This is a genomic window from Clostridium sp. ZS2-4, assembly GCF_026719745.1.
GTDB lineage: Bacteria > Bacillota > Clostridia > Clostridiales > Clostridiaceae > Clostridium_H.
Genome location: NZ_JAPPRQ010000052.1, coordinates 1 through 24,600, shown reverse-complemented (window position 1 = coordinate 24,600; position 24,600 = coordinate 1). Strand labels below are relative to the sequence as shown.

Annotated in this window: 23 protein-coding genes, 1 tRNA gene, 2 pseudogenes and 1 riboswitch; of the genes and pseudogenes, 18 read left to right on the top strand and 8 right to left on the bottom strand. The window is 30.3% G+C overall.

Annotated features, from left to right (window positions below):
* Positions 1 to 10: 10 nt before the first annotated feature.
* A riboswitch (FMN riboswitch) is annotated at positions 11 to 130 on the top strand.
* A gap of 112 nt (positions 131 to 242) precedes the next feature.
* A complete protein-coding gene (locus tag OIO11_RS09545) occupies positions 243 to 875 on the top strand; it encodes an ECF transporter S component (RefSeq protein WP_268071222.1) in 633 nt (210 codons plus the stop codon).
* Positions 876 to 1,038: 163 nt separating this feature from the next.
* On the opposite strand, the gene rimI is transcribed toward OIO11_RS09545, so the two are convergent.
* Genes rimI through tsaE form a run of 3 tightly spaced genes read right to left on the bottom strand, consistent with a single transcriptional unit; the run spans position 1,039 to position 2,655 of the window.
* Positions 1,039 to 1,491: a ribosomal protein S18-alanine N-acetyltransferase gene (gene rimI / locus OIO11_RS09540; protein ID WP_268071221.1), complete on the bottom strand. Its 453-nt coding sequence runs from the start codon at positions 1,489 to 1,491 to the stop codon at positions 1,039 to 1,041.
* Positions 1,484 to 2,200, bottom strand: coding sequence for a tRNA (adenosine(37)-N6)-threonylcarbamoyltransferase complex dimerization subunit type 1 TsaB (tsaB, locus tag OIO11_RS09535; protein ID WP_268071220.1), 717 nt, complete (start codon positions 2,198 to 2,200; stop codon positions 1,484 to 1,486). Before tsaB ends, rimI begins: the two co-directional genes overlap by 8 nt.
* Positions 2,197 to 2,655, bottom strand: a complete 459-nt coding sequence (tsaE, locus tag OIO11_RS09530) for a tRNA (adenosine(37)-N6)-threonylcarbamoyltransferase complex ATPase subunit type 1 TsaE (protein WP_268071219.1) — start codon at positions 2,653 to 2,655, stop codon at positions 2,197 to 2,199. The genes tsaB and tsaE overlap by 4 nt, the downstream gene beginning before the upstream one ends.
* Positions 2,656 to 2,945: 290 nt before the next feature.
* On the opposite strand from tsaE, the gene OIO11_RS09525 reads away from it, so the two are divergent.
* Positions 2,946 to 3,569, top strand: a complete 624-nt coding sequence (locus OIO11_RS09525; RefSeq protein WP_268071218.1) for a CBS domain-containing protein — start codon at positions 2,946 to 2,948, stop codon at positions 3,567 to 3,569.
* 86 nt (positions 3,570 to 3,655) lie between these two features.
* Here OIO11_RS09525 and OIO11_RS09520 read toward each other — a convergent pair whose 3' ends face one another.
* Positions 3,656 to 4,204, bottom strand: coding sequence for a hydrolase (locus OIO11_RS09520; RefSeq protein WP_268071217.1), 549 nt, complete (start codon positions 4,202 to 4,204; stop codon positions 3,656 to 3,658).
* A gap of 339 nt (positions 4,205 to 4,543) precedes the next feature.
* Here OIO11_RS09520 and OIO11_RS09515 point away from each other — a divergent pair.
* Both OIO11_RS09515 and OIO11_RS09510 read left to right on the top strand, forming a co-directional pair.
* Positions 4,544 to 4,619 (top strand) — tRNA-Trp (locus OIO11_RS09515).
* Between the two features lie 403 nt (positions 4,620 to 5,022).
* Positions 5,023 to 5,583: a class I SAM-dependent methyltransferase gene (locus tag OIO11_RS09510; protein WP_268071216.1), complete on the top strand. Its 561-nt coding sequence runs from the start codon at positions 5,023 to 5,025 to the stop codon at positions 5,581 to 5,583.
* A 105-nt stretch (positions 5,584 to 5,688) separates the two neighbouring features.
* Here OIO11_RS09510 and OIO11_RS09505 read toward each other — a convergent pair whose 3' ends face one another.
* Positions 5,689 to 6,576, bottom strand: coding sequence for a metal ABC transporter solute-binding protein, Zn/Mn family (locus OIO11_RS09505; RefSeq protein WP_268071215.1), 888 nt, complete (start codon positions 6,574 to 6,576; stop codon positions 5,689 to 5,691).
* A gap of 233 nt (positions 6,577 to 6,809) precedes the next feature.
* Here OIO11_RS09505 and OIO11_RS09500 point away from each other — a divergent pair, with 233 nt between their 5' ends.
* Positions 6,810 to 7,373 (top strand): SLAP domain-containing protein, encoded by a 564-nt coding sequence (locus tag OIO11_RS09500; protein ID WP_268071214.1) that lies wholly within the window; start codon positions 6,810 to 6,812, stop codon positions 7,371 to 7,373.
* A 17-nt stretch (positions 7,374 to 7,390) separates the two neighbouring features.
* A pseudogene (locus tag OIO11_RS09495) lies at positions 7,391 to 8,356 on the top strand (NAD(P)/FAD-dependent oxidoreductase); the annotation flags it as partial.
* Between the two features lie 44 nt (positions 8,357 to 8,400).
* Here OIO11_RS09495 and OIO11_RS09490 read toward each other — a convergent pair.
* On the bottom strand, positions 8,401 to 9,024 hold the full coding sequence (locus tag OIO11_RS09490) for a RusA family crossover junction endodeoxyribonuclease (protein ID WP_268071213.1): 624 nt from the start codon (positions 9,022 to 9,024) through the stop codon (positions 8,401 to 8,403).
* Between the two features lie 90 nt (positions 9,025 to 9,114).
* On the opposite strand from OIO11_RS09490, the gene OIO11_RS09485 reads away from it, so the two are divergent.
* From OIO11_RS09485 to OIO11_RS09450, 8 genes are all read left to right on the top strand, one after another.
* A complete protein-coding gene (locus tag OIO11_RS09485) occupies positions 9,115 to 9,648 on the top strand; it encodes a methylated-DNA--[protein]-cysteine S-methyltransferase (protein WP_268071212.1) in 534 nt (177 codons plus the stop codon).
* A 70-nt stretch (positions 9,649 to 9,718) separates the two neighbouring features.
* On the top strand, positions 9,719 to 10,744 hold the full coding sequence (tsaD, locus tag OIO11_RS09480) for a tRNA (adenosine(37)-N6)-threonylcarbamoyltransferase complex transferase subunit TsaD (protein ID WP_268071211.1): 1,026 nt from the start codon (positions 9,719 to 9,721) through the stop codon (positions 10,742 to 10,744).
* A 521-nt stretch (positions 10,745 to 11,265) separates the two neighbouring features.
* Positions 11,266 to 12,840: an ABC transporter substrate-binding protein gene (locus OIO11_RS09475; RefSeq protein WP_268071210.1), complete on the top strand. Its 1,575-nt coding sequence runs from the start codon at positions 11,266 to 11,268 to the stop codon at positions 12,838 to 12,840.
* 78 nt (positions 12,841 to 12,918) lie between these two features.
* Positions 12,919 to 13,923: an ABC transporter permease gene (locus OIO11_RS09470; protein ID WP_268071209.1), complete on the top strand. Its 1,005-nt coding sequence runs from the start codon at positions 12,919 to 12,921 to the stop codon at positions 13,921 to 13,923.
* Positions 13,924 to 13,936: 13 nt separating this feature from the next.
* Positions 13,937 to 14,845: a nickel transporter permease gene (gene nikC / locus OIO11_RS09465; RefSeq protein ID WP_268071208.1), complete on the top strand. Its 909-nt coding sequence runs from the start codon at positions 13,937 to 13,939 to the stop codon at positions 14,843 to 14,845.
* Between the two features lie 13 nt (positions 14,846 to 14,858).
* Positions 14,859 to 15,815 carry an ABC transporter ATP-binding protein gene (locus OIO11_RS09460; RefSeq protein WP_268071207.1) on the top strand — a complete coding sequence of 319 codons (957 nt, stop codon included), beginning with the start codon at positions 14,859 to 14,861 and terminating at the stop codon, positions 15,813 to 15,815.
* Between the two features lie 14 nt (positions 15,816 to 15,829).
* Positions 15,830 to 16,810 (top strand): ABC transporter ATP-binding protein, encoded by a 981-nt coding sequence (locus OIO11_RS09455; RefSeq protein WP_268071206.1) that lies wholly within the window; start codon positions 15,830 to 15,832, stop codon positions 16,808 to 16,810.
* 151 nt (positions 16,811 to 16,961) lie between these two features.
* The gene (locus OIO11_RS09450) at positions 16,962 to 17,405 is read left to right on the top strand and encodes a response regulator (protein WP_268071205.1); all 444 of its coding nucleotides are present in this window, start codon (positions 16,962 to 16,964) and stop codon (positions 17,403 to 17,405) included.
* 35 nt (positions 17,406 to 17,440) lie between these two features.
* Here the strand turns inward: OIO11_RS09450 and OIO11_RS09445 are convergent, their stop codons facing one another.
* Both OIO11_RS09445 and abc-f read right to left on the bottom strand, forming a co-directional pair.
* Positions 17,441 to 18,748, bottom strand: coding sequence for an amidohydrolase (locus OIO11_RS09445; protein ID WP_268071204.1), 1,308 nt, complete (start codon positions 18,746 to 18,748; stop codon positions 17,441 to 17,443).
* 16 nt (positions 18,749 to 18,764) lie between these two features.
* The gene (gene abc-f / locus OIO11_RS09440; RefSeq protein ID WP_268071203.1) at positions 18,765 to 20,678 is read right to left on the bottom strand and encodes a ribosomal protection-like ABC-F family protein; all 1,914 of its coding nucleotides are present in this window, start codon (positions 20,676 to 20,678) and stop codon (positions 18,765 to 18,767) included.
* Positions 20,679 to 21,424: 746 nt separating this feature from the next.
* Here abc-f and OIO11_RS09435 point away from each other — a divergent pair.
* From OIO11_RS09435 to OIO11_RS09420, 4 genes and pseudogenes are all read left to right on the top strand, one after another.
* Positions 21,425 to 22,045: a redox-sensing transcriptional repressor Rex gene (locus OIO11_RS09435; RefSeq protein WP_268071202.1), complete on the top strand. Its 621-nt coding sequence runs from the start codon at positions 21,425 to 21,427 to the stop codon at positions 22,043 to 22,045.
* A 314-nt stretch (positions 22,046 to 22,359) separates the two neighbouring features.
* On the top strand, positions 22,360 to 23,145 hold the full coding sequence (locus OIO11_RS09430) for a short-chain-enoyl-CoA hydratase (protein WP_268071201.1): 786 nt from the start codon (positions 22,360 to 22,362) through the stop codon (positions 23,143 to 23,145).
* A gap of 11 nt (positions 23,146 to 23,156) precedes the next feature.
* Positions 23,157 to 24,296: an acyl-CoA dehydrogenase gene (locus tag OIO11_RS09425; RefSeq protein WP_268071200.1), complete on the top strand. Its 1,140-nt coding sequence runs from the start codon at positions 23,157 to 23,159 to the stop codon at positions 24,294 to 24,296.
* 192 nt (positions 24,297 to 24,488) lie between these two features.
* Positions 24,489 to 24,600 (top strand): annotated as a pseudogene (locus OIO11_RS09420) (electron transfer flavoprotein subunit beta); the annotation flags it as partial.

The following is a 24,600-nucleotide window of genomic DNA, read 5'->3' as shown; positions in this document are numbered from 1 at the left end:
AGTTAAATAAACATATCTTCAGGGCAGGGTGTGATTCCCGACCGGCGGTAAAGTCCGCGAGCCATAGGAATATGGTTGATTTGGTGAAATTCCAATACCGACAGTAAAGTCTGGATGGTAGAAGGTATAGGTAGCTTATGTTTAATAGGATTTTTTGCCCTGACAATTTTAAATTTGTCAGGGCTTTTTGTTTGACATCTACCAATACCCGTGGAGATTATGCAAAATTAGGGGGAGAAAAAATGAAACAAACTAATTTAAACAAAACGATTAAAATTTCACTTCTATCAGCAATAGCTTTTGTACTTATGTTCTTTGAAATACCATTACCTATTTTTCCAAGCTTTTTACAAATAGATTTAAGTGATCTTCCAGCTTTACTTGGAACTTTTGCGCTGGGACCTGTTAGTGGTATATTAATTGAACTATTTAAAAATGTGCTTCACATAGTTTTTAAAGGAACTCAAACAGGTTTTGTGGGAGAATTTGCTAATTTTATTGTAGGTTCAATTTTTGTAGCTACAGCAGGAATTATATATAAAATGAGAAAATCTAAGAAAACTGCTATTTTAGGATTGGTAGCAGGAACAATAGTTATGTCTTTGGGTGCATCAGTATTAAATTACACTATATTATTACCTTTGTATGCAAAAATATTTAAAGCGCCAATTGAAGCATTTGTTGCAATGGGAACAGCGTTAAACTCTAATATTAAAACTGTAAAAGATTTAGTTCTGTTATCAATATTACCATTTAATATTTTAAAAGGAATTATGGTATCAGTAGTAACTATACCAGTTTATAAAAGTATTTCACCAATCCTTCACAGAGAAGAAGTGCTTCAAGAAAGTAAAAAAAGAGCTTTGGGTAACTAGATATAGTTGAAAATTGAAAGTGGAGAGTTGGACTATAAAGTTTAAAATATAAACATAAGAGACCATAAGGATACAAATATCTTTATGGTCTCTTATGTTTATTTCATATAATTTAAAATGGAATAAATATATATATAAACTTTCAACTCTCAAATTTCAATTCTCAACTATGTAAAACGTCTCTTTTCCACATGATAACAGCGTCTATATTGCCTTCATAGTAGTTTTTTCTTATGCCTTCTTCTACAAATCCAAACTTTTTATATAGGTTTCTAGCCACGGTGTTATTTTCTCTTACTTCAAGGGTTATGGATGGTATTTCATATTCTGTACAAATTTTTAATATGCCTTCCATTAATAAATTGCTTCCACCCATGCCTCTATAATCAGGATGAACAGCTACGTTTGTAATGTGTGCTTCGTCTATGATAAGCCATATGCCTGCATAACCTATAACTTTATTTTCTTTTTTCAAAACAATATATTTTGAAAATTTATTTTTTATTTCATTTTGTAAAGCCGATAAACTCCAAGGTGGATTAAAGCATATATTGTTAATTTGCAAAACATCTTCTGTATCTTTTTCTTCAATGTACGATACTATAAAATTATTCATTTATACTCATTCCTGTTCTATTTTCATATTCTCTTTCAGCTTGTGACTTTCTAAGATAAATAGGAGCAAAAGTTAATAAATTATCACTTTCACCATTTTTAAGTTTTAATAGACCTAACTCACCAAGAGAAGCTGCTTTTGCCACATTCAAATGAGCAGGAGCAAAATATGGATTTTCAAAGCTTTCACTTAATTTTCCTTTGAATTTAGGCACTGCATCTCCAACAAAAGTAACAGTAGATGGCGTATATTCTTTTATTACTGAAATTAATTCATCGATATGAACAGCAATATAATCAGTCAATTGTTTTAATTCTTCATTTTCAAATTTGTATAGTGCTGTATATACATTATCTCTTAAAGCATCCATTATAGGACAAATAATTCCTGGTGTATAAGCTAAATTATATGCTAGGGCATCTAAGGTTGAAATACCTATAAAAGGTTTGTCAGTTCCTTGAACTAAGCCCTTTACTGTTGCCATTCCTATTCTAAGTCCGGTAAAAGAACCAGGACCTTTTGAGACAACATAGCCATCGATATCATTTAGCTGTAATTTTAAGTTGTTTAATAGATAATTTATTTCGGGCATCAAAATAACAGAATGCTGTTTTTTATCATTAAAAGTTATTTCTCCAAGTAATTTGTTATCCTCTAAAATTGCGCATGCCGCACTTGATGTAGAGGTATCTAAACTAAGAATTTTCATAGTTTAATCTCCTTTACGTAATTATATCTGTCACTATTATATTGTATACTTATTTTTCTGAAATTTACACCCATATCAGGTAATTTTTCAACAGTTATTCTTAGATGATCTTCTGGTATCAATTCCTCGATATAGTTGGCCCATTCAATAATACTTACGCCATCCCCGAAGATATATTCATCAAAGCCTATGGCCTCAATTTCATCGGGGTCATTAACTCTGTACACATCAAAATGATATAATTTTAATCGTCCATCATATTCGTTTACAATATTAAATGTAGGGCTGGTTATATGATCATCTACATCTAATCCTTTTGCAATACCTTTAGTTAAATGGGTTTTACCTGTTCCTAAATCTCCAATTAGGCAGATTATATCACCTTCATTTGCATTTTTACCTATTTCAGTTCCGATAGAAATAGTTTTTTCTACACTATCAACAATAAATTCCATATGTGTTCACTCCTAATTTTAAACTTTTTATATATCACATATACTCATAATTCTACACTCTTTTTCTTTATTTAAACATTTCTCTAAAAACTTAATAATGTAATTCAGAACTAATTTTATCATACTATTAGGAATAGTAAAATATGATAAATATGAAATGTAATGGGCAAAAAAATAATTTGAAGAAAAAATAATATTCAAATATTTTTAATTTTGCAGGATATATATATATCGATGGAGAAAGAATATAATAATATTCTTAATGAATAAAGCAAAGGGGGATTACCAGCATGCTAGTAAGTAATTTGTTATTATCAAAGGAAGAACTAACTGTTGTATCACCTAAAGAATCAGCTGAAAAAGCTCTGGATTTAATTAAGAAAAATAATCTTTTATCCATACCAGTAGTAGATGGAGATAAGTTTTATGGTTCTATATCAAAGGAAGCAATTTATGAAACCATTTTTGAACTGGATGGAGAGAGAGAAAAACTATTGTCAAAATTAGTAGTAGAAGAGTTAATGATAAAAGATTTACCAATGGTAAATCCTACTCAACAATTGGAAGAAGCAATTGTATTACTTGAAAAAGGACATATACCTTTTATAGCTGTAATAGATAAATATAATAAATTTCATGGCATAATAACACATAAGATTGTATTTCAACAATTTACTGATATTTTGGGAATAAATAAAGGTAAAAGAATTTCAATAATAACTCATGAAACTAAAGGTCAGCTTTCAAAACTTTCAAAAATAATAACTCAAAACGGCGGAAATATAATGAGTACAGTTGTAATTGATCCTAGAAGTGCTTTTAATTTAAGGGAGATAGTGATTAGAATAAAGCCAGATAACTTTGGGGCTATTGTGAAAAAAATAAAAGAGGCAGGATTTAATGTAGAGACTTGAAGATATTCGATTTTATAACTATATTTGTGTATAAAAATTACTATAGGATAACTCCTATAGTAATTTTTAATTCAAGTAATCTCTTTTTATTTAATAAGTTTTGAGCAAAGCTTAAATTCTGGTGTGCCTGCTTCTTTCAATAAATCAAACAATACTGTTTCAGTATTTGTAATAGTAGCACCCATGCTTCTCATTAAATCTAAACCATTTGTATAATTTGCTTTTGTTCTTGAAACTACTGCATCAGCTACTACAAAAACTTCATAGCCTAAAGATATTAAATCTCTAGCTGTTTGAAAAACACAAATATGAGTTTCTGTACCTGTGAGGATTATTTTTTTTCTTCCTAGTTCTTTAAGGGTACAGATAAATTCTTCAGAACAAGCTGAAAAAGAGTTTTTTTCAAATTTTAGTGCATTTTTCAAGTTAGTACTTATTTTAGAGTCTGTTCTTCCAAGACCTTTTGGATACTGTTCTGTAAAAAGCATTGGTATATTCATTTCTTTGGCTGCTGAAATCAAAACATTATTTTTTTCAATAATTTGTTCTCTGTATTTCATAGCTGACATTAATTTTTCTTGAAGGTCAATAATTAATAAGATAGAATCTTCTTTAAATAAAGTAAATTTGTTCATCTTTAAACACCCTTTCCTTTAGTATTAGAGACTATATATATCGCAATTATAAATATTCATTGCCAATGATCAATTTATGAAAAAACTTTATTGAAGTTTTAATACAATGAATAGTATTTATTGCAATTTATATATTTAAAAAATTTATGTTATAGATTATAAAAGTCTGTCATTAAGATTATTATAACAAAGCTAGATTAATGTGACGAGCACTATTTAGTGAATGGTATGTTTTTTATCTATTATTTACATATTTCTTATTTCTAAATATTTTTATTGAAAATGAAAAAAAACTATTGCATATAGTTTAGTATCGTGATATAATAATTCTCGTGTCGAAGGGGTATGGCTCAATTGGTAGAGTAGTGGTCTCCAAAACCATTGGTTCCGGGTTCGAGTCCTGGTGCCCCTGCCAGATAAAAGTCAGTAGAATTAATAATTCTACTGACTTTTTACTTTTTCTTGAAAATATAGATTTTTATTATTTTGACAATCAACGTGTTTTAAGTTTTTTTATAGTTACTAAGTCAGTAATAAAATAAGTATATGAAAATAACTTCTTCATATACTTCAAGAAGTTAACTCAAATAAAAGTTAGAAATTAGAAGATAAAGAAAGAATGTTGAATATGCAAATATTCAACATTCTTTTATATATTTATGAGAAATAATGATGAATATAAAATAAATTATTAATTGGCATGAGAAATTAGAAAATATTTCTAAAATTTAAGAAAGATTTAAGGTTTTAGTAATCTTTTTTAAAAAAAATTAAGGTATAATTTAGGTATTAAATAGAAATAAAAGAGGGGATTTAAAATGGATAAAGTACTTTTTTTGAAACAATATATAAGAAATCCTAGAACAATAGGAGCGGTAATGCCTAGTTCACAAGCTCTTGCAGAAAAAATGGTGGAGAGTATAGATTTTGATAATGCAAAATGTATAGTTGAATATGGACCGGGCACAGGAGTATTTACAGAGAAATTAGTAGAAAATAAAAGAGAAGATATGCCTTTAATTGTTATAGAATTTAATGAAGGTTTATGTGAAGTTTTAAGAGAAAAATTTAGAAATGAAAAAAATGTACATATAATAAATGATTCGGCTGAAAATATAGATAGATACTTGGAAGATTACAATATTAAAGAATTAAGATATGTAGTGTCAGGACTACCTTTTGCATCATTGCCAAAAGAAATGTCAGATAATATTTTAGATAAAACTAGAAATATTTTAGATAAAGATGGACAGTTTATAACTTTTCAATATACCTTATTTAAGAAAGCGTATATAAAAAAATTCTTTCCTGCAATAAATATAAAAAGAGTCATTAAAAATTTCCCACCAGCATACGTATTTACGTGTTCTTCAAGATAATAACAAAAAAATATTAACCAGCAGCCGGGTGTATTGATTATTACAAATTATAGGTGATAAACTGAACTGGCTACTGGCTACTGGCTACTGGCTACTGGCTACTGGCTAGTTTGATACTTGTTTAAAGACATTAGCTATTTTTTCAAGATTTTCAATATAGTCTGGTGAAAGTGGAGCTATTAATTGCGCTTTGCCATTTATTTCATCAGCAAAAGTTTTTGATTGCTTACTATCGATTTCTGCTTGATAAAAGATAGTTTTTATTTCTTTTTCTTTTGCCATATCTATTATTTTCTGCAAATTTTGAGGTTGAGCATCTTTTCCTTCAGCTTCTAAGGCTATCATATTTAATCCATATTCATCACAAAAATACCCAAAGGCTGGGTGATATACGATAATAGATTTATTTTTTAAATTAGTTAAAGAAGATTTTATATCATTATCAATCTTATCAAGTTTTTTTATATATTCTTCTGCATTTTTTTCATAAATAGATTTATTGCTTGGATCAATTTGGGATAATTGTTCTTTGATAGTGTTAATTATGATTTTAGTGCGTTTGGGAGATAACCATATATGAGGATCACGTTTTCCAGGGGTAAATTCTCTATCAGGGTAGATTTTTGCAACTTCTTTGTCTAAATTAATAATTTTTAAACTTGAATTTAAATCTTTTGCTTTTGGAAGAATAGAAGAACTTTCAGTAGGAACTCCTATAGAAAAATATATTTTTGCTTTACTGAATCTTTCTATAAGATCTGGTGTGGGTTGAAAATTTTCAGGACTTTGACCCGATGGAATCATGGTAACCACATCTGCCAATCCTCCTGCAACTACTTTTACAAAGGTTTTCTCAGGGACTATAGATACTGCAACAGAAAGTTTTTCTGATATTTCACATTTAGAAGTAGTTTTTTCACTAGAACAACTTACTAGAAAGATGCATGCAGTCAGAAGAATGAGTAATGATAAATTTTTAAGGAAAATTTTCATGGAATACCTCCTAAAGTGATGATGGGCATAATTAAAAAACTTAAAATATAAACCTATTATATAATTTTAGCCCTCAAATTAAAATATATTCCATATTAAATAATATTTTCATAAATACTTTATAATTTTACCAATTAAGCTTATCATTATTTTCATAGACAGAGAATTCATAGAGTGATATAATTACACTGTTTTTCATATGAAACAATTTTTTTCATCAGAGGAGAGGTAATATGAAAAAAATAACTTCCTTGATAGTAATATTTATAATATTGTTTTCAGGGTGTAATTCTAGTGCCGCAAAGTCTTATAAAGATGGTGATAACATAAAAAAACAGCAGAAAGAACAACAAGAACAAAAAGAACAAAAAGAACAAAAAGCTGTGATAAATCAACAATATAGCTTTGGACCTGCAGCAGATTTATCTGTGATAGATGATGAAACTAAAAAAGAAATACAAGAATTTTTAAATAAATTAGGTGATGTTCCAAAGGATACTATTTCTTTTAATAGTATGGGATTGCGATATTTGGAAGAAGGGGAAATAGTCATAGATTTATTGGTTAGGAATGGATACTCTTATTCAATATTCAATTTAGATGTAAAGTTAGATATAGTAGTTAATGAAGAAGTGGTTGCTTCGGAAAATTTTTTCTTTTCTAAAGAGGATTTCGGAGTATTACCTCCAAATATGTCTAGACCTTGGAGTATTATATATTACCCAGAAGAGATAAAAAATGATAAAATTAAATTAGAAAATTATACTATAAAAAGTACTTATCAGTATGAATTCTAGAATAGGGGGAGTTTAGAATGCAAGAGTACGATATAGTAGTGGTTGGTGGAGGACCAGCCGGACTTGCAGCAGCAGTAAAAGCTAAAAATGAAGGGGCAGATAGTATTTTGGTTTTAGAAAGGGAGAATCAGTTAGGTGGAATGCTTAACCAATGTATTCATAGTGGTTATGGGCTTGGAATTTTTAATGAAGAACTTACTGGACCAGAATATGCTCAAAGATTTATCGATGAATTAATAAAATTAAATATAGAATATAAGTTAGATACTATGGTTTTAGATTTTAGTAGTGATAAGCTTCTAACAGCAGTGAATGATAAAGAAGGGATTATACAAATAAGAGCAAAAGCGGTCATACTTGCAACGGGGTGCCGAGAAAAGCCTAGAGGTGCAATAAGTATACCTGGAAGTAGAATTGCAGGTATTTATACTGCGGGTACAGTTCAAAAATTTATTAATCTTGAAGGGTATTTGCCAGGAAAAGAAGTAGTAGTTTTGGGATCAGGAGATATTGCTCTTATGATGGCTAGAAGAATGACCATTGAAGGGGCAAATGTTAAAGCTGTTATTGGAATTATGCCTTGTCCTGAGGGAAGTGAAAAGAATGTAGTCAAATGCCTAGATGATTTTAATATACCATTAAAATTGTCTTATACAGTTATAAATATAAAAGGAAAAGAGAGAGTAGAGGGGGTTACTATAGCTGAAGTTGATAAAAACAAGGTACCAATAGAGGGCACTCAGGAATACATAGAGTGTAATACCTTATTACTATCTGTTGGATTATTTCCAGATAATCAGCTTGCAGTGAAAGCCGGAATAAATGTGCTTTCTTCTACAAGAGGTCCAGAAGTTGATGAGGATATGAAAACAAATATACAAGGAGTATATGCTTGTGGAAATATCTTATATGTTCATGATATGATAGAGCATATTACTGAAGAGAGTTATAGAGCGGGTAAAAATGCAGCGGAATATGTAAAGAAAATAAGTAAAAGAAGCCTATAGAAAAATTTTTCTGTAGGCTTTTAAAATAACTTTTTTAAGCAGTTGTGACATAATATTGTTTGACCTTTATTAGCGAAAATGGCATTTTCTTTTTTGATGGATTTACCACAGATTTCACAGTGAAGTTGATTTTCATTTTTTATTTTATTTTTTGGCTTAGGTACTCCATTTGATTTTTTATTTGGTGGAGGAGAATATTCCATAGGAGGAGAAGAAACTTGTTTTTCACGTATTTCGTAATTCATATAATAGCTGCTTTCTCCAAAAAGTTCTAGTTCAAATCTGGGATTTTTATCATCATAATATTCTTCTATAATAAGCCTGCGTATTTGAGCATCATTAATAATTATTCCACTTTTCTCAATACCGTCGAAGATACTCTTAGGTATATTAGTAGTATCGGGATGTCTTTTTTTACTTTTATAATAAACCTTTAAAATGGCTATTAAAGATTCTGTAAGCACAGTATTAGGGTTTTGCAATCTTGCTTCATAAGCTATTTGTTCTTCATATATAGCATATCTATCGTGATACTTACCAGAATTGTTAGGTAAAATTGATCTGCCATGAATATTAGAAAGTTTAAAATTCGATTTTGAGATAGGAGAACCTTGTATTATAATTTTAGCATAAGTATTAGACATAATGTTAACTCCTTTTATGTTTCTTTCAAATCTAATTATAGCACATATGTTCGATTAAATTAATATTAAATTTTACAGAGAGGTATAATTGTGAAACAAATATATAGTAAATATAATTCACCTTTAGGAAAAATCTATATAGTTTTAAATGAAAAAGGTATTTGCAGAGTGGAATTTGGAGAAGAAAGCTTTGAGGTATTTAAAGCTGAAAATAAAAAAATAAGGCGAGATGACTATGGAAGTGGAAAGGTTATTGAACAATTAGATGAATATTTTAAAGGAAAAAGAAAAAAGTTTACCATTCCGCTGTCAATTCAAGGGTCGATATTTCAAGAAAAAGTTTGGATGGCGTTAATTTCTATTCCTTATGGAGATACTAAAAGTTATGGAGAAATTGGAAAAGTTATTGGAAAGCCAAAAGGAGCACAAGCTATTGGTCAGGCAAATAAAGCTAATAAAATTCCTATATTCATACCATGCCACAGGGTTATAAGCAAAGATGGAAATATTGGTGGATATATGGGGAAAATAAATGGAAAAGAAATATATATGAAGCAGTTTTTATTGGATTTGGAAAGAACACATAAATTACACACAAATGAATATTTGCGTAATGAATGTTAATAAAGTATAATTATTGCTGGAAAATGTTTAGAATTAACTTGGGTTATTAATATATAAGAGAGGTATAAAAATGGAAAAGGATATGAAAATACTGGCTATAGAGTCAAGTTGTGATGAAACTGCAGCAGCAGTAGTAGTAAATGGAAGAAAAGTTTTATCTAATGTTATAGCTTCACAAATAGATATTCATACTAAGTTTGGTGGAGTAGTTCCGGAGGTTGCTTCAAGAAAGCATATAGAAGCTATAGCTTTAGTTGTACAAGAAGCTCTGGATGAAGCTAATTTAACATTGAAAGATATAGATGCTGTAGGGGTTACTTATGGACCTGGACTTGTTGGCGCTTTACTTGTTGGGGTTCAATATGCAAAAGGACTTGCTTATGCAATAGATAAACCTTTAATTGGAGTAAATCATATAGAAGGGCATATAAGCTCTAATTTTATACAATATAAAGATTTGGAACCTCCATTTGTTTGCCTTGTAGTTTCAGGAGGACATACTTTTATAGTATATATGAAAGATTATGGAGAATTTGAAGTTTTAGGCCAAACGAGAGATGATGCGGCTGGTGAGGCTTTTGACAAAGTAGCAAGAGCTATTGGACTAGGATATCCTGGAGGTCCCAAAATAGATAAGGTTTCCAAAGAAGGTGATGAGGATGCTATAGTTTTTCCAAGAGCTAATTTTCATGATAAGGATTGCTTGGATTTTTCCTTTAGTGGTATAAAATCAGCTGTGCTGAATTATCTAAACAAGATGAATATGAAAGAAGAAGAAGTGAATAATGCTGATGTAGCAGCTTCTTTCCAAAAGGCAGTAGTGGATGTTTTGGTAGATAATGCTATGAAGGCATGCGAAAGAAAAAAGGTAGACAAAATTGCTATTGCTGGTGGAGTAGCTTCAAATTCCTGTCTAAGAACTTCAATGATTGAGGAAGGAAAGAAAAAGGGGATAAAGGTATTGTTTCCAGAACCAATATTATGTACAGACAATGCAGCTATGATAGGAAGTGCTGCTTATTACGAGTTATTAAGAGGAAAAAGAGCTTCTTTAGAATTGAACGCGATTCCAAACTTAAAATTGGGAGAAAGATAATAAGTTGGTTATATAGCCAGCTTATTTTTATTTTTTGTTTATGGTGAAAGGTGAGTTTTATACAAAGGTAATTCCTAAAATTATTCAACAAAATAGTCAAGTAGATAAAATTAGGAGTAGATTTTTATAGTTATATTATTGGCGTTTTTACAAGATATGAAAGATTGATTAAAACATATTGCAATTATTAGAAAATAATGATATAATTAGAAAATATAGGGAGTGAATAAATATTTGTATTGTAGGTATTTGTTTCCAATAGAGTATTAATATTTTTATGAAAAAATTTTAACTAAGCTGCAATGGGGTGATGTTTTGATAACATATTTGCTGATTAGTTGAAATTGTATTAAATATAAACTGATTTTGTTTATAAAATTCAAAAATAAAAGTTTCAGGCATAAAATAAAAACATAACACTGAATGGATAAATATACAATTATGATTACGTTTGCATAACTGTATGAATTCAAAAAAAAAGAATTATTTTACCTGAAACGCTGCAAAAAGGGGGAGGAAATATGAAGAAAAAAATAATTTCAGTAGTTTTGGCATCTGTTTTTGTTGTCAGCAGTTTACTTGTAGGATGCGGCAGCAAAAGTAATGAAAAAAGTACTGGGGCAAAAGGAAATGCTGAAAAAACATTGGTATTTGCACAAGGTGCTGATCCCAGAGGATTGGATCCAGCTTTTGTAGATGATGGTGAATCTGCTAAAGTTATGGTAAATGTTTATGAGGGATTGCTAAAATACAAAAGTGATTCTACAGATTTAGAACCATGTCTTGCAACAGAATGGAATGTAAGTCCTGATGGAAAAGAGTATACTTTTAAATTACGTCAAGGAGTTAAATTTCATGATGAAACTGATTTTAATGCTGAAGCAGTAAAGTTTAGCATAGATAGGCAGTTACCTCCAAAGAGAACAGATGATATGCCATATGCATCTTTTACTTTTGGACCAGTAGATAAGGTGAAAGTAGTAGATACTTACACTGTTAAAATTCTTTTGAAAGAGCCATATACTCCATTTCTTGCAAATTTGGCTATGTGTCTTGCAGCGCCTATAGTAAGTCCAACAGCTGTAGAAAAATATGGAGATAAGTTTATAGAAAATCCTGTAGGAACTGGACCATTTAAATTTGTTAAATGGGATAGAGGACAGTCAATTGTTTTGGAAAGAAACGAAAAATATTGGGATAAAAAGGCTAAAGTTAATAAAGTTGTGTTTAAGTTTACTAAAGAGAATTCTGTTCGTGCTAGTGAACTCATGGCAGGGCAAGTAGATATTATTGATGGAGTTGATCCTAATGATGTTGCACAAATTGAGAAATCAGGCTCAAATGTGCTTAAACAGCCAGGAATGAATATAAATTATATGGCATTTAACTGTTCTAGACCTCCATTTGATAATGCGAAGTTAAGAGAGGCAATAAGTCATGCTATAGATAGAGAAGAATTAGTTAAATTCTTATATCAAGGATATTCAGAAGTAGCAAATAGCCAGATGCCAAGCTTTATACCAGGATTTAATGATAAGGTTAAACCTTATGAATACAATCCAGAAAAAGCAAAGGCTATGTTAAAGGAGTTGGGAAAAGAAAACTTACAAATAAAAATGATAGTTTATTCAAATCCAAGACCATATAATCCAGTAGGACAAAAACTAGCAGAAGCTATTCAAGGATACTTATTAAAGGTTGGAGTTAAAGCTACAGTAGAACCTTATACTTGGACAGAATATAAAGAAAAAACAAAACAAGGTGAAGGAGATATAATGTTCTATGGATGGACTGGAGATAATGGAGATGCAGATAACTTCTTATCACTACTTGATTCAAATGAAATCGCATCAAGTCTGAATGCAGCAAAATATAAAAATGATAAAGTAGATAAACTTCTTGCTGAAGCAAGACAAACGCCAAATGGAGAGGTGAGAAATGAATTATACAAAGAAATTCAAGAAATACTAGCAAAAGATGCACCATGGTTGCCAATTTCAAGTGCTCAGAGTATGGCAGCATATTCGTCTAAGGTTAAAGGATTTAAGTATCATCCAACGGGAGTTATATTCTTAAAGGATGTCGATAAAGAGTAGTTTAATAGTAAAACTTATAAATGGAAACCCCCTTTTGTGGGTTTCCCATTTTCATATTTGGATATAGGGGGAAAATATATGGTTAAATATATAGTCAAAAGACTGCTTATGCTTATTCCAGTTTTAATTGGAGTTTCCATAATGGTATTTTTAGTAATGCATGTATTTACAAACGATCCTACAAGTATAATTTTAGGACAACATGCAACTACTGAACAGATTGCAAAGCTTAGAGAGGAATTGGGATTAAATCAACCATTATATATACAATATTTTGAGTTCTTAAAAGGTATATTGCAAGGGGATTTAGGAAATTCGCTTATTACTAAAACTTCTGTGGCAAAAGAGTTAGGTTCAAGATTTCCAGCTACAGTTGAGCTTGCTTTAGTTTCAATTATATTAGCTTCAATTTTTGGTATTCTTATAGGGGTTATCTCAGCTGTTAAGCAGAATACAATTGTTGATTATATAAGTATGATTATATCTTTACTAGGAGTATCAATGCCTATATTTTGGCTTGGGCTTATGCTTATTGTATTGTTTTCTGTAAATTTAGGGATTTTGCCTGTAGCTGGAAGAATACAAATTGGAATGGAACCACAGCATATTACAGGATTATATTTGTTAGATAGCTTACTCACGGGAAACATGGAAGCTTTTAAAGATGCTTTAAGTCATATAATATTACCAGCTGTTGCTCTAGCATCATATTCTACTGCTATAATTACACGTATGACAAGGTCTACAATGCTTGAAGTAATAAGACAGGATTATGTACGTACTGCAAGGTCAAAAGGAGTTTTTGAAAAAGTTGTTATATTAAGTCATGCTTTAAGAAATGCTTTAATTCCTATTGTTACAGTAATAGGACTTCAATTAGGTTCTTTACTTGGCGGAGCGGTTTTAACTGAAACTGTTTTTTCATGGCCGGGGATTGGAAGCTATACCGTAGATGCAATTTTAAAATCAGATTATCCTGTAGTTCAAGGATCTGTTATGATGTTAGCAATAATATTTGTCGTTGTAAATTTACTTGTAGATCTACTGTATGCTCAGTTAGACCCAAGAATCAAATATTCTTAAAGGAGGTCTTAATATGGAAAATAATTTAGAAGTAAAAGATAATTTTATAGATAAAAGTGAAGAAATGAAAGAAAAAAAGAATTTTTCTCAATGGAGAGAAATGTGGAATATGTTAAGACAAAATAAGACGGCTGTATTTGGAATGGTTATAATAGTACTCTTGATTATTATAGCTGTTTTGGGAAAATATATTATGCCTTATAACCCTAACGTTGGAGAATTATCTCAAAGTTTACAAGCTCCATCCAAGTTACATTGGTTTGGTACTGATGAGCAAGGAAGAGATATTTTAAGCAGAATTATTGATGGTACAAAAATTTCATTGAGAGTAGGTATAATGGCTGTTACCTTTGCATTATCCATAGGAACGGTATTAGGAGCTACTGCAGGATATTATGGTGGAAAAATAGATATGCTTATTATGAGATTTATGGATATAATTTTAGCTTTTCCATCATTACTTTTGGCTATAGCTTTTATGAGTGCATTAGGTCGTGGTATAGACAAGGCTATTATTGCAATCAGTATTGTAACTATTCCAGAATATGCACGTATAGTTAGAAGTTCAATTTTAGCTATAAAAGAAAGTGAATATGTTCAATCTGCAAGAGTAATTGGAAATAGTGATAGTGCAATAATATTTAAGCATATTTTACCTAATGTTATTTCACCTATTGTTGTGCGTGCTACATTAGGGATATCTTCAGCAATTTTAGATACAGCCGCTTTAGGATTTCTAGGACTAGGGGTTCGGCCGCCTGCTGCAGAATGGGGAAGCATGTTAGGTTCAGGAAGAGGGTATTTTTTTAATGCACCTCATATAGTTATTTTCCCTGGTATAGCCATAACTATTACAGTTCTTGCATTCAATTTATTTGGTGATGGACTACGTGATGCTTTAGATCCAAGATTACGTAATTAAGGGGGAAGACCACATGTTATTAGAAGTTAAAAATTTAAAAACACAATTTAAAACAAAAGCTGGAGTTGTTAATGCAGTAAATGGGGTGGATTTTCAAGTAGAAAAGGGAGATGTTGTTGCTATTGTTGGAGAGTCGGGCAGCGGAAAAAGTGTAACATCGTTATCTATAATGAGATTGATACAGAGCCCTCCAGGAGAAATAGCAGAAGGTGAAATTTTATTTAATGGGGAAGATTTACTAAAGAAAAATAAAAGACAAATGCAGGATATAAGAGGGAACAAAATATCCATGATATTTCAAGAACCTATGACATCCTTAAACCCTGTTTTTACTATAGAAAGGCAGATATGTGAAACCTTAATTAGACATAAGAATATGAGTAAAAAGGAGGCTGCTAAAGAGGCTGTGAAAATGCTTGAGCTAGTTGGAATCCCTTCTCCGGAGAAGAGAGTTAAGGATTATCCACATCAAATGAGTGGCGGTATGAGACAGCGTGTGATGATTGCCATAGCTCTTGCCTGCAGTCCGGAGCTTTTGATTGCAGATGAACCTACTACTGCTTTAGATGTAACAATTCAGGCGCAAATCTTAGATTTAATGTTAAAGCTAAGAGACAAGTTTGGAACATCTATTTTGCTTATAACACATGATTTAGGAGTAGTTGCAGAAACTGCTGACAAGGTTGTAGTTATGTATTCAGGTCAAATTGTAGAAAAAGGGAAAGTGGGAGAGATATTCGAAAAGCCGCTTCATCCTTATACTGAGGGACTTTTAAACTCTATACCTAAAATTGATGGTAATAAAGAAAAACTCTTTATGATAGAGGGAGTAGTTCCTAACCCATTAAATTTACCTAAAGGGTGCCCTTTTAGTACAAGATGCACTAAGTGTATGGAGAGATGTACAAAGGAAAAACCTGAATTGGTTAATGTTAATGGTAGAGAGGTTAGGTGTTTTTTGTATAGCTAAAAGGGGGAAATGTAATGTCAGAAGTATTATTACAGGTTAAGAATTTAAAAAAATATTTTCCAATACATTCAGGGATATTTAACAAAGTTACAAATAACGTAAAAGCGGTAGATGATATAACTTTTGATATATATAAAGGTGAAACTTTAGGACTTGTAGGGGAGTCAGGATGCGGAAAATCTACTACTGGAAAGATGATTGTAAATTTACTTAAACCTACTAGTGGAGAGATTATTTTCAATAATGAAAATATAATTGAGACTAATAAAAAAAGACAAAAGGAATTAAGAAAGGAGATTCAAATTATTTTCCAAGATCCATATGCTTCTTTGAACCCAAGAATGACTATAGGAGATATAATTGCTGAACCCATCAAAATAAATAGTATTGCTAAAGGGGAAGATGTGGAGAAGCGAGTGAGAAAATTATTGGAATGTGTTGGTCTTGCTACTTATCAAAGAAACAGATATCCTCATGAGTTTAGTGGGGGGCAAAGACAAAGAGTAGGTATTGCAAGAGCATTAGCTGTTAATCCTAAGTTAATTGTTTGTGATGAAGCCGTATCTGCATTGGATGTATCTATTCAAGCTCAGGTGTTAAATTTGTTAGATGATCTTCAAAAAGAATTTAACTTGACATATTTGTTTATAGCACATGGATTAAATGTAGTTAAACATGTAAGTAATCGTGTAGGAGTTATGTATCTTGGCAAATTAGTTGAGATAGGAAGTGACAGTGAGTTGTATAGCAATCCGAAGCATCCTTATACCCAAGCTCTTCTTTCAGCTATTCCTATACCGGACCCTACAAAAAGGAAAGAAAGAATAATTTTAAATGGAGATGTTCCTAGTCCTATTGATCCTCCAAAGGGCTGTAGATTTCATACTAGATGCAGCAAATGCATGGAAATATGTAAAAAAGAAGAAGCTAAAATGCAAGATATAGGAGCGGGACGTATGGTAGCATGTCATTTATATGATGAAGTGAAAAACTAAATATATATTTTAAAAGCAATTCAACAAATTTATAAATTAAAACCCTGTGTTTCCAAACATAGGGTTTTAATTTATAATAATACTATAGAGTATATTTTTAATGGAAAATATATCTTGATAAAGCAGAGAAAAGTCGGAGGTGGGTGATGGGTTGAAAAAAGTACTTCTCATTAATGATTGCAAATTTGAAAAGATGATTATTAAGGATTTATTAATAAGATTAGGATATAGTGTTCAATTAGGTGATGAATACGAAGCTTTGAGCAAAACTAAAGAGTTCTCACCAGATATTATTATTGTAAACTTAATTATGAAAGAAACAACAGGAGATAGGCTTATAAAGAAACTTAAAGATATTAATTCAAGTAGTATCTGCGTTTTATCTTCCAGTAATTCTTTAGATATAGATGATTACAAGGAAAATGGAGTAGATAGAGTTATCCAGACACCTGTTAATGAAGAAAAATTAAAAATGGCTTTAGCAAAGAAAGAAAATCATGAGATCAAATTACGATTCTGTCCATACTGTGGTAATAAATTAGATGAGATGTTTAAAAAGATTATATTTTGTCCTTTTTGTGGAGAACATTTATAGCAAAATAAGTTTAGAGAAAATATCTCTAAACTTATTTAACAAAAATAATTTTCCAGCATAGTTATATATTCTTCTTTAGTTAATAAAGGCTTGAAATTTGATTTTATTTCATTAGCTTTCTGGGCTTCATTACTTAATAAATCTATTACAGTCATAGCAAAAAGTTTTGCAGGCAATATACAAGCAGAATAATAATCTGTCACATGAAATTTTTCAGTGTGAAGAGCACCATCAACTCCACCTATAAAAGGATGTATTGTAGGAATAATATGTGAAATGTCCCCCATATCTGTTGAAGCACCAAAATGTCCAGTACTTACTATTTTCTCTTTAGGAATTAGTGATAAAGCATTATCTATAAATAAATTATTTAAAGCTTTAGAGCAGTTTAAAGGTAAATAACCAGGGAGTGTATTGATAATAGTTTCAGCTCCAATCGCATAACCACCTGCTTTTAAAGCATTATCTACCTTAGTGTGAGTGCTTTCTATTGCTTTCATGTTTTTAGCTCTGACGTATGTTTCAAGTCTCACATCACAGGGAACACTATTAACTATATCTCCTCCTTTTGTAATAATAGGATGAACTCTAATATGGTCTTCATCTTTAAATGTTTCTCTAAGAGCATGTATGCCCATAAGACCTATCATAGCAGCATTTAAAGCATTGATGCCTTCATCAGGTGCTTCTGCGGCATGGGCAGTTTTGCCAATGTATTGAATTGCTTTTGCCATAAATCCATTGCTCGTATCTCCAACTGATACTTTTGTTTCAGGCGTATTTTTATCAGAATGAATCATCATAGATATATCTATATCGTCAAATTCACCAAGATATAAAAGCTCTTGCTTACCTCCAAAAAAATGAATCTTACCTTCTTTATGCAGTTTTTGCTTATACTCAATTTCTATAAATTCTTCGGCAGGTACTCCCATAAAGGTTACATTACCATGAAGCTGATCTGATATATTGGATAGTTTTAGTCCTAGGGCAGCACCAAGCATTGCTGTAAGTTGAAGATTGTGTCCGCATGCGTGAGCTGCTCCTGTTAATGGATCAGCTTTAGAACTACTAGGACAGATTACAGCGTCTAATTCACCTAAAATAGCTATATTAGGACCTTTGCAGTTTTCTTTTAATTTGGCTTTTATACCGGTTATAGCTAGGTTTTTTTTATATGGAATTTTTAATTCTTCAAAGAAATTAGATACAAGATTGGAGGTTTTATTTTCTTTATATCCAAGTTCAGGGCAATCATCAAGTTTTTTGGCAAGTTCTATAAGTTTTTCTGCATTGTTATCAATAGTTTGGCACACTAAGTTTTTTAACTCTGTATTAATCATTTTTATCACTCATTTCTTAAAGGAATTCTTCCCATTCTTCATATAATTTCTCCAAATCATCCTCAATACTTGAAAGTTCTTTATTTACCTCTTCACTTTTTTCAGGATTAGAATAAATCTCTTCAAGACAAAGTTTATTCTGAAGATTTTCTAAAGTTTGCTCTAAATCAGCTATTTCCTTCTCTAAGTTTTTAATTTTTAGTTTGCGCTGTTTTTCTAGTTTTTCTTCTTCCTTTTTCTTTTTCTTCTCGTAGTTAATTTGAGTTTTAGTTTTACCTTCAAATTCTTCTAAATCTTGAAATCTTAAAGGGTTCTTTTTCTTTTCAACATAATAAGTATAATTACCTAAATATGTTTTTACACCATCAATATTTAATTCATGGATTTTATCAACTACTTTGTTTAAAAAGTATCTATCGTGAGATATAACTAAAACAGTTCCATCATAATTTAGTATAGCATCTTCTAAAGCTTCACGAGACATAATATCTAAATGGTTAGTTGGCTCATCTAATAATAAAAAATTTGATTTTGACAACATAAGCTTTAAAAGATTTATTCTACATTTTTCTCCACCACTTAGTGTTGAAATTTTTTTAAACACATCATCACCTATAAATAAAAATGCAGCAAGATAAGTTCTAACTTGTGTAGTGTTAAGGTTAGGAAAATCATCCCATACTTCATCAAGTACTGTCTTTTCAGGTTCTAAATTTGATTGTTCCTGATCATAGTAGCCTAAAAATACATTTTTCCCAAGAATACATATACCATCATCATTTTTTACTTTATTCATTAAAATTTTAAATAAAGTTGTTTTGCCGCGTCCGTTCTCACCTATTAGAGCAACATGTTCTCCGCGTTTTATATCAAGATTTAAATTTTCGAAGAGAGTTTTACTTTCATAGTGTTTAGAGAGATTTTCTATGTGAAGCACATCATTACCACTTTGAATTTGTGGCTGGAATTTTATTTTTGTTATTTTATTTTCTTTAGTAGGAGATTCAATTCTTTCAATTTTATCTAGTGATTTTTGTCTGCTTTCAGCAGCACGTATACTTTTTTCTCTATTAAACGAACGATATCTTTCTATTATTTCTTCTTGACGATTTATTTCTGCTTGCTGAAGATTATAAGCTTTTAACTTTTCTTCATAAGCTTTTTTCTTAAGTTCAATATATGCACTGTAATTTCCATTATAGATATCTATACAACCATTTGAAAGCTCAAGAGTTTTGTCTGTGATGGAATCTAAAAAGAATCTATCATGAGATATGACTAATATAGTACCTTTATATGATTTTAAATATTCTTCAAGCCATTCAATTGCATCTAAATCTAAATGGTTTGTAGGTTCATCCAATAGAAGAATATCAGGTTTTGAAAGAAGAAGCTTGCATAGGGCTACTCTAGTTTTTTGTCCACCACTTAAAATATTTATTGGTTTAGAATAATCCTTTTCTAAAAAACCTAATCCTTTTAAAACTTTATTAATCTCAGCTTTATAAGTATACCCGCCTCTATTCATGTAAAGCTCGGAGGTTAAAGTATAGTCTTTGATTACCTTGTTATGATATTCTTCATTTGATGTATCATAAGGCTTATTCATTTCTTTTTCCAATTCACTTAATTTATTTTCAAGATTTATAAGACTTGAAAAAACTAATAGTACTTCATCGTATATAGAGTTAGTACTTTCTAAAGACAGATTTTGAGAAAGATATCCTATAATTTTGTTTTTATCAATAAATATATCTCCACTATCTGTTTCAATTTGTTTATTAATGATTTTTAATATTGTAGATTTACCAGCACCGTTTGGGCCTACAAGACCTATGTGTTCTCCTTCATTTATATTAAATGTTACATTTTTCAATATTACATCTATACCATAACTTTTGTGTATATTTTTGCAACTTAAAACGATCATTTAGCTCACCTTCCCAGTATATTTTACTATGTTAATCATAATTTTTGTAGTATAAATTTTTTTGAAAGCAATTTTGTTTGAGTTTCTTAAAATTCAAGTATTTGAAAAGTTTTGTGGTAATTACATGAAAAGGTTTTTGTAAAATTAAAGAAATGGTGTTCTAGATGAGGCGTTATTGATATAAAATTGGATAAATTTTGTATTTGGATATATTTAAGTAGTTTAATACTGAAATTTTAAATAAAAATCAAATTTTTATTGAAAAATCAATGTGAAATCTCTTAAATTTCTACAATATAATTGAAAAAAAATATGAAGATAGGTATAATAAAATAAGTGTTAAGTGTATATATAGGTATAAAAGAATATGAAAATTAATAATATATTTGATGTATGTTAGTTCATTACGGGTTTGAAATTTAAGTGGATCTGCCATGTATAATAGAGTTACTTATGGCAAAAATTTAATAATAAAATTAAAAAATATATATTCTACAAGAAAAATTGCAAAAAATTTAAATTTTTGAGGAATAATACCTTTGAAGTTTAATTAATTATTTATATAATAATATAATATATAGGAATAATACTAAATATTTTAATTTTACTATGTAAGCTTGTGTGTTTGCGAGGTTATAGGTTTATTGTTTTAATGAGAAAGGGTATTTATAAATACTATTAAAAATATTTGACAGTAAAATAGTGAAGTGTTAAAGTTAGTAAATAGTAAAGTGAGGAGTGGGCAAGTGGATAAGAAGAGAAATATTTCAATGGCTGTGATTAGGAGGTTGCCAAAATATCACAGATATTTGACTGAACTTATGAAAAATGATGTTGATAGAATATCTTCTAAGGAATTAAGTGAGAAAATAAGATTTACAGCTTCACAAATAAGACAAGATCTTAATTGCTTTGGAGATTTTGGACAACAGGGATATGGCTATAATGTTAAAGACTTACATAGAGAAATAAGTTCAATATTAGGTTTAGACCATCAATATAACACTGTAATTATAGGGGCGGGTAATATCGGGCAGGCTATAGCTAATTATAATTTTGATAAATTTGGAATTGAGTTAAAAGGAATTTTCGATGTTAACCCTAAATTAATAGGCATAAAGATTAGAGATGTTGAAATACAAGATATAGACGATTTAGAACAATTTTTAAAAGATAATAAAATTGATTTAGGGGTAATATGTGTAACGAGCTCAAGTGCACAAAAGATATGTGATGAATTAGTTGCAAATGGAGTAAAGGGTATTTGGAATTTCGCACCAGTTGATTTACATGCTAAAGAAGATGTAAAGATAGAAAATGTACATTTGAGTGAGAGTTTACTTACTTTAACATATTTATTAAGCTAAAGAAAATAAAAATGCAAGTGGTTAAATATAAAAACCACTTGCATTTTTATTTATGCTATATAGTTATGTATATGATAAATGGTGAAAAAAACACGAAACATGGAAAAGATTTGGATGGTTTTCAAAAAAAATACTTATTTTTATTGAAATGTAAAAGCATAAGTTATATAATAAGTACTGTAAACTTGAGTTTTAGATTTTGTTTTACACAAAAAAAATTTTACTATACATTGTTAATATACTAACAATGTATAGTAAAAAGATGTTAAAATATGTTTTATTTTGACAAAAAATAAGGTTTGGGGAGGATTATCATGGAATTAAAAGATGTTATGCTTGAAAAAGAAGGAAACATAGCTATTGTAACTATTAACAGGCCTAAAGCACTAAATGCTCTAAATATTGATGTTTTAAAAGAACTAGATATGATTATTGACACAATAGAAAATGACAATGAAATCCTTGCTGTAATTTTAACAGGTGCTGGACAAAAAGCATTTGTAGCAGGTGCTGACATTTTACAGATGAAGGATATGGGTGTAATTAAAGGAAGAAAGTTTGGTATTTTGGGGAATAAAGTATTTAGAAAATTAGAAATATTAGAAAAACCTGTTATAGCAGCTGTTAATGGTTTTGCATTAGGTGGGGGATGCGAATTATCAATGGCTTGTGATATGAGAATTGCATCAACAAAAGCGAAATTTGGACAACCAGAAGTAACACTTGGAATAACTCCAGGATTTGGTGGAACTCAAAGACTTGCAAGACTTGTAGGTATGGGTATGGCTAAAGAACTTATTTACACAGCAAATATAATAAATGCAGAAGAAGCGTATAGAATAGGTCTTGTTAACAAGGTTGTAGAGCCAGAAGAATTAATGAATGAGGCTAAAAAGATTGCTAGTAAAATTGCTCACAATGCACCAATTGCTGTTAGCTTATGTAAACAAGCCATAAATACAGGTGTACAAGTAGATATGGATACTGCTATTAATATAGAGGCAGAAGTATTCGGAGAATGTTTCTCTACAGAGGACCAAAAAGATGGTATGAATGCATTTATTGAAAAAAGAAAATTAGTAAGTTTTAAAAATAGATAGGAGGTAAGAAAATGAAATTTCAATTAACTAGAGAACAACAATTAGTAATACAAATGGTAAAAGAATTTTCCGAGAAAGAAGTTAAACCTATAGCGGCAGATATAGATCAAACACATAGATTTCCAATAGAAAATGTTAAGAAAATGGCTAGATATGGATTAATGGGACTACCATTTTCAACAGAATATGAAGGTGCAGGTGGAGATTATTTATCATACATTTTAGCTGTAGAAGAATTATCTAAAAAATGTGGAACAACTGGGGTTATTCTTTCAGCACATGTTTCACTTTGTGCATCAGTAATAGACCAATTTTGTAATGAAGATCAAAGGTCTAAATATCTTCCGGACTTAGCAAGTGGAAGAAAGATAGGAGCTTTTGGATTAACTGAACCAAATGCTGGAACAGATGCTTCGTCCCAACAAACAGTTGCAGTTAAAGAGGGAGACAAATATATATTAAATGGTCAAAAAATATTCATAACAAATGGTGGATATGCTGATACTTTCATAGTATTTGCCATGACAGATAAGAGCAAAGGTGTTAAAGGAATATCTGCATTTATCGTAGAAAAAGGATTTAAAGGATTTTCAATTGGAAAGGTTGAAGATAAGCTAGGAATAAATGCATCATCAACTACTGAACTTGTATTTGAAGATTGTGAAGTTCCAGTTGAAAACTTAATAGGAAAAGAAGGAAAAGGTTTCGGTATAGCAATGAAAACTCTTGATGGAGGAAGAATTGGTATAGCAGCTCAAGCTTTAGGAATAGCTGAAGGGGCTTTAGATGAAGCAGTAGAATATATGAAACAAAGAAAACAGTTTGGAAAACAATTATATAAATTCCAAGGATTGGCTTGGATGGTTGCAGATTGCAAAGCTAGAGTAGAAGCGGCAAGATACTTAGTATACAAAGCAGCATGCAATAAACAAGAAGGACTTCCATACTCAGTAGAAGCAGCAACAGCTAAATTATTTGCAGCAGAAACTGCTATGTTCGTAACAACTCAATGTATTCAAATGTTAGGTGGATACGGATATACTAAAGATTATCCATTAGAAAGAATGTTCAGAGATGCTAAGATAACTGAAATATATGAAGGAACTTCACAAGTTCAAAAGATGGTTATTTCAGGAGCAATGTTTAGATAATCTATAAACAGATTTTAGTGTTTTAAATAATGGTAGCATATTTTAGGGAGGGCTTTCATTCTTTGCAAATTTTTCTGTGTATCGAAAGTAAAAAGATGAAGTGAGCTTAAAGTTGATTTTTCAGCATTAGAGCTCACCTCCCCAAAAAGAGTTTCTGAATATATTTACATAATAATAAGGAGGATTTAGATAATGAAGATAGTTGTTTGTTTAAAACAAGTTCCAGATACAAACGAAGTTAAAATAGATCCAGTAAAAGGAACACTTATAAGAGAAGGAGTTCCATCAATCATCAACCCAGATG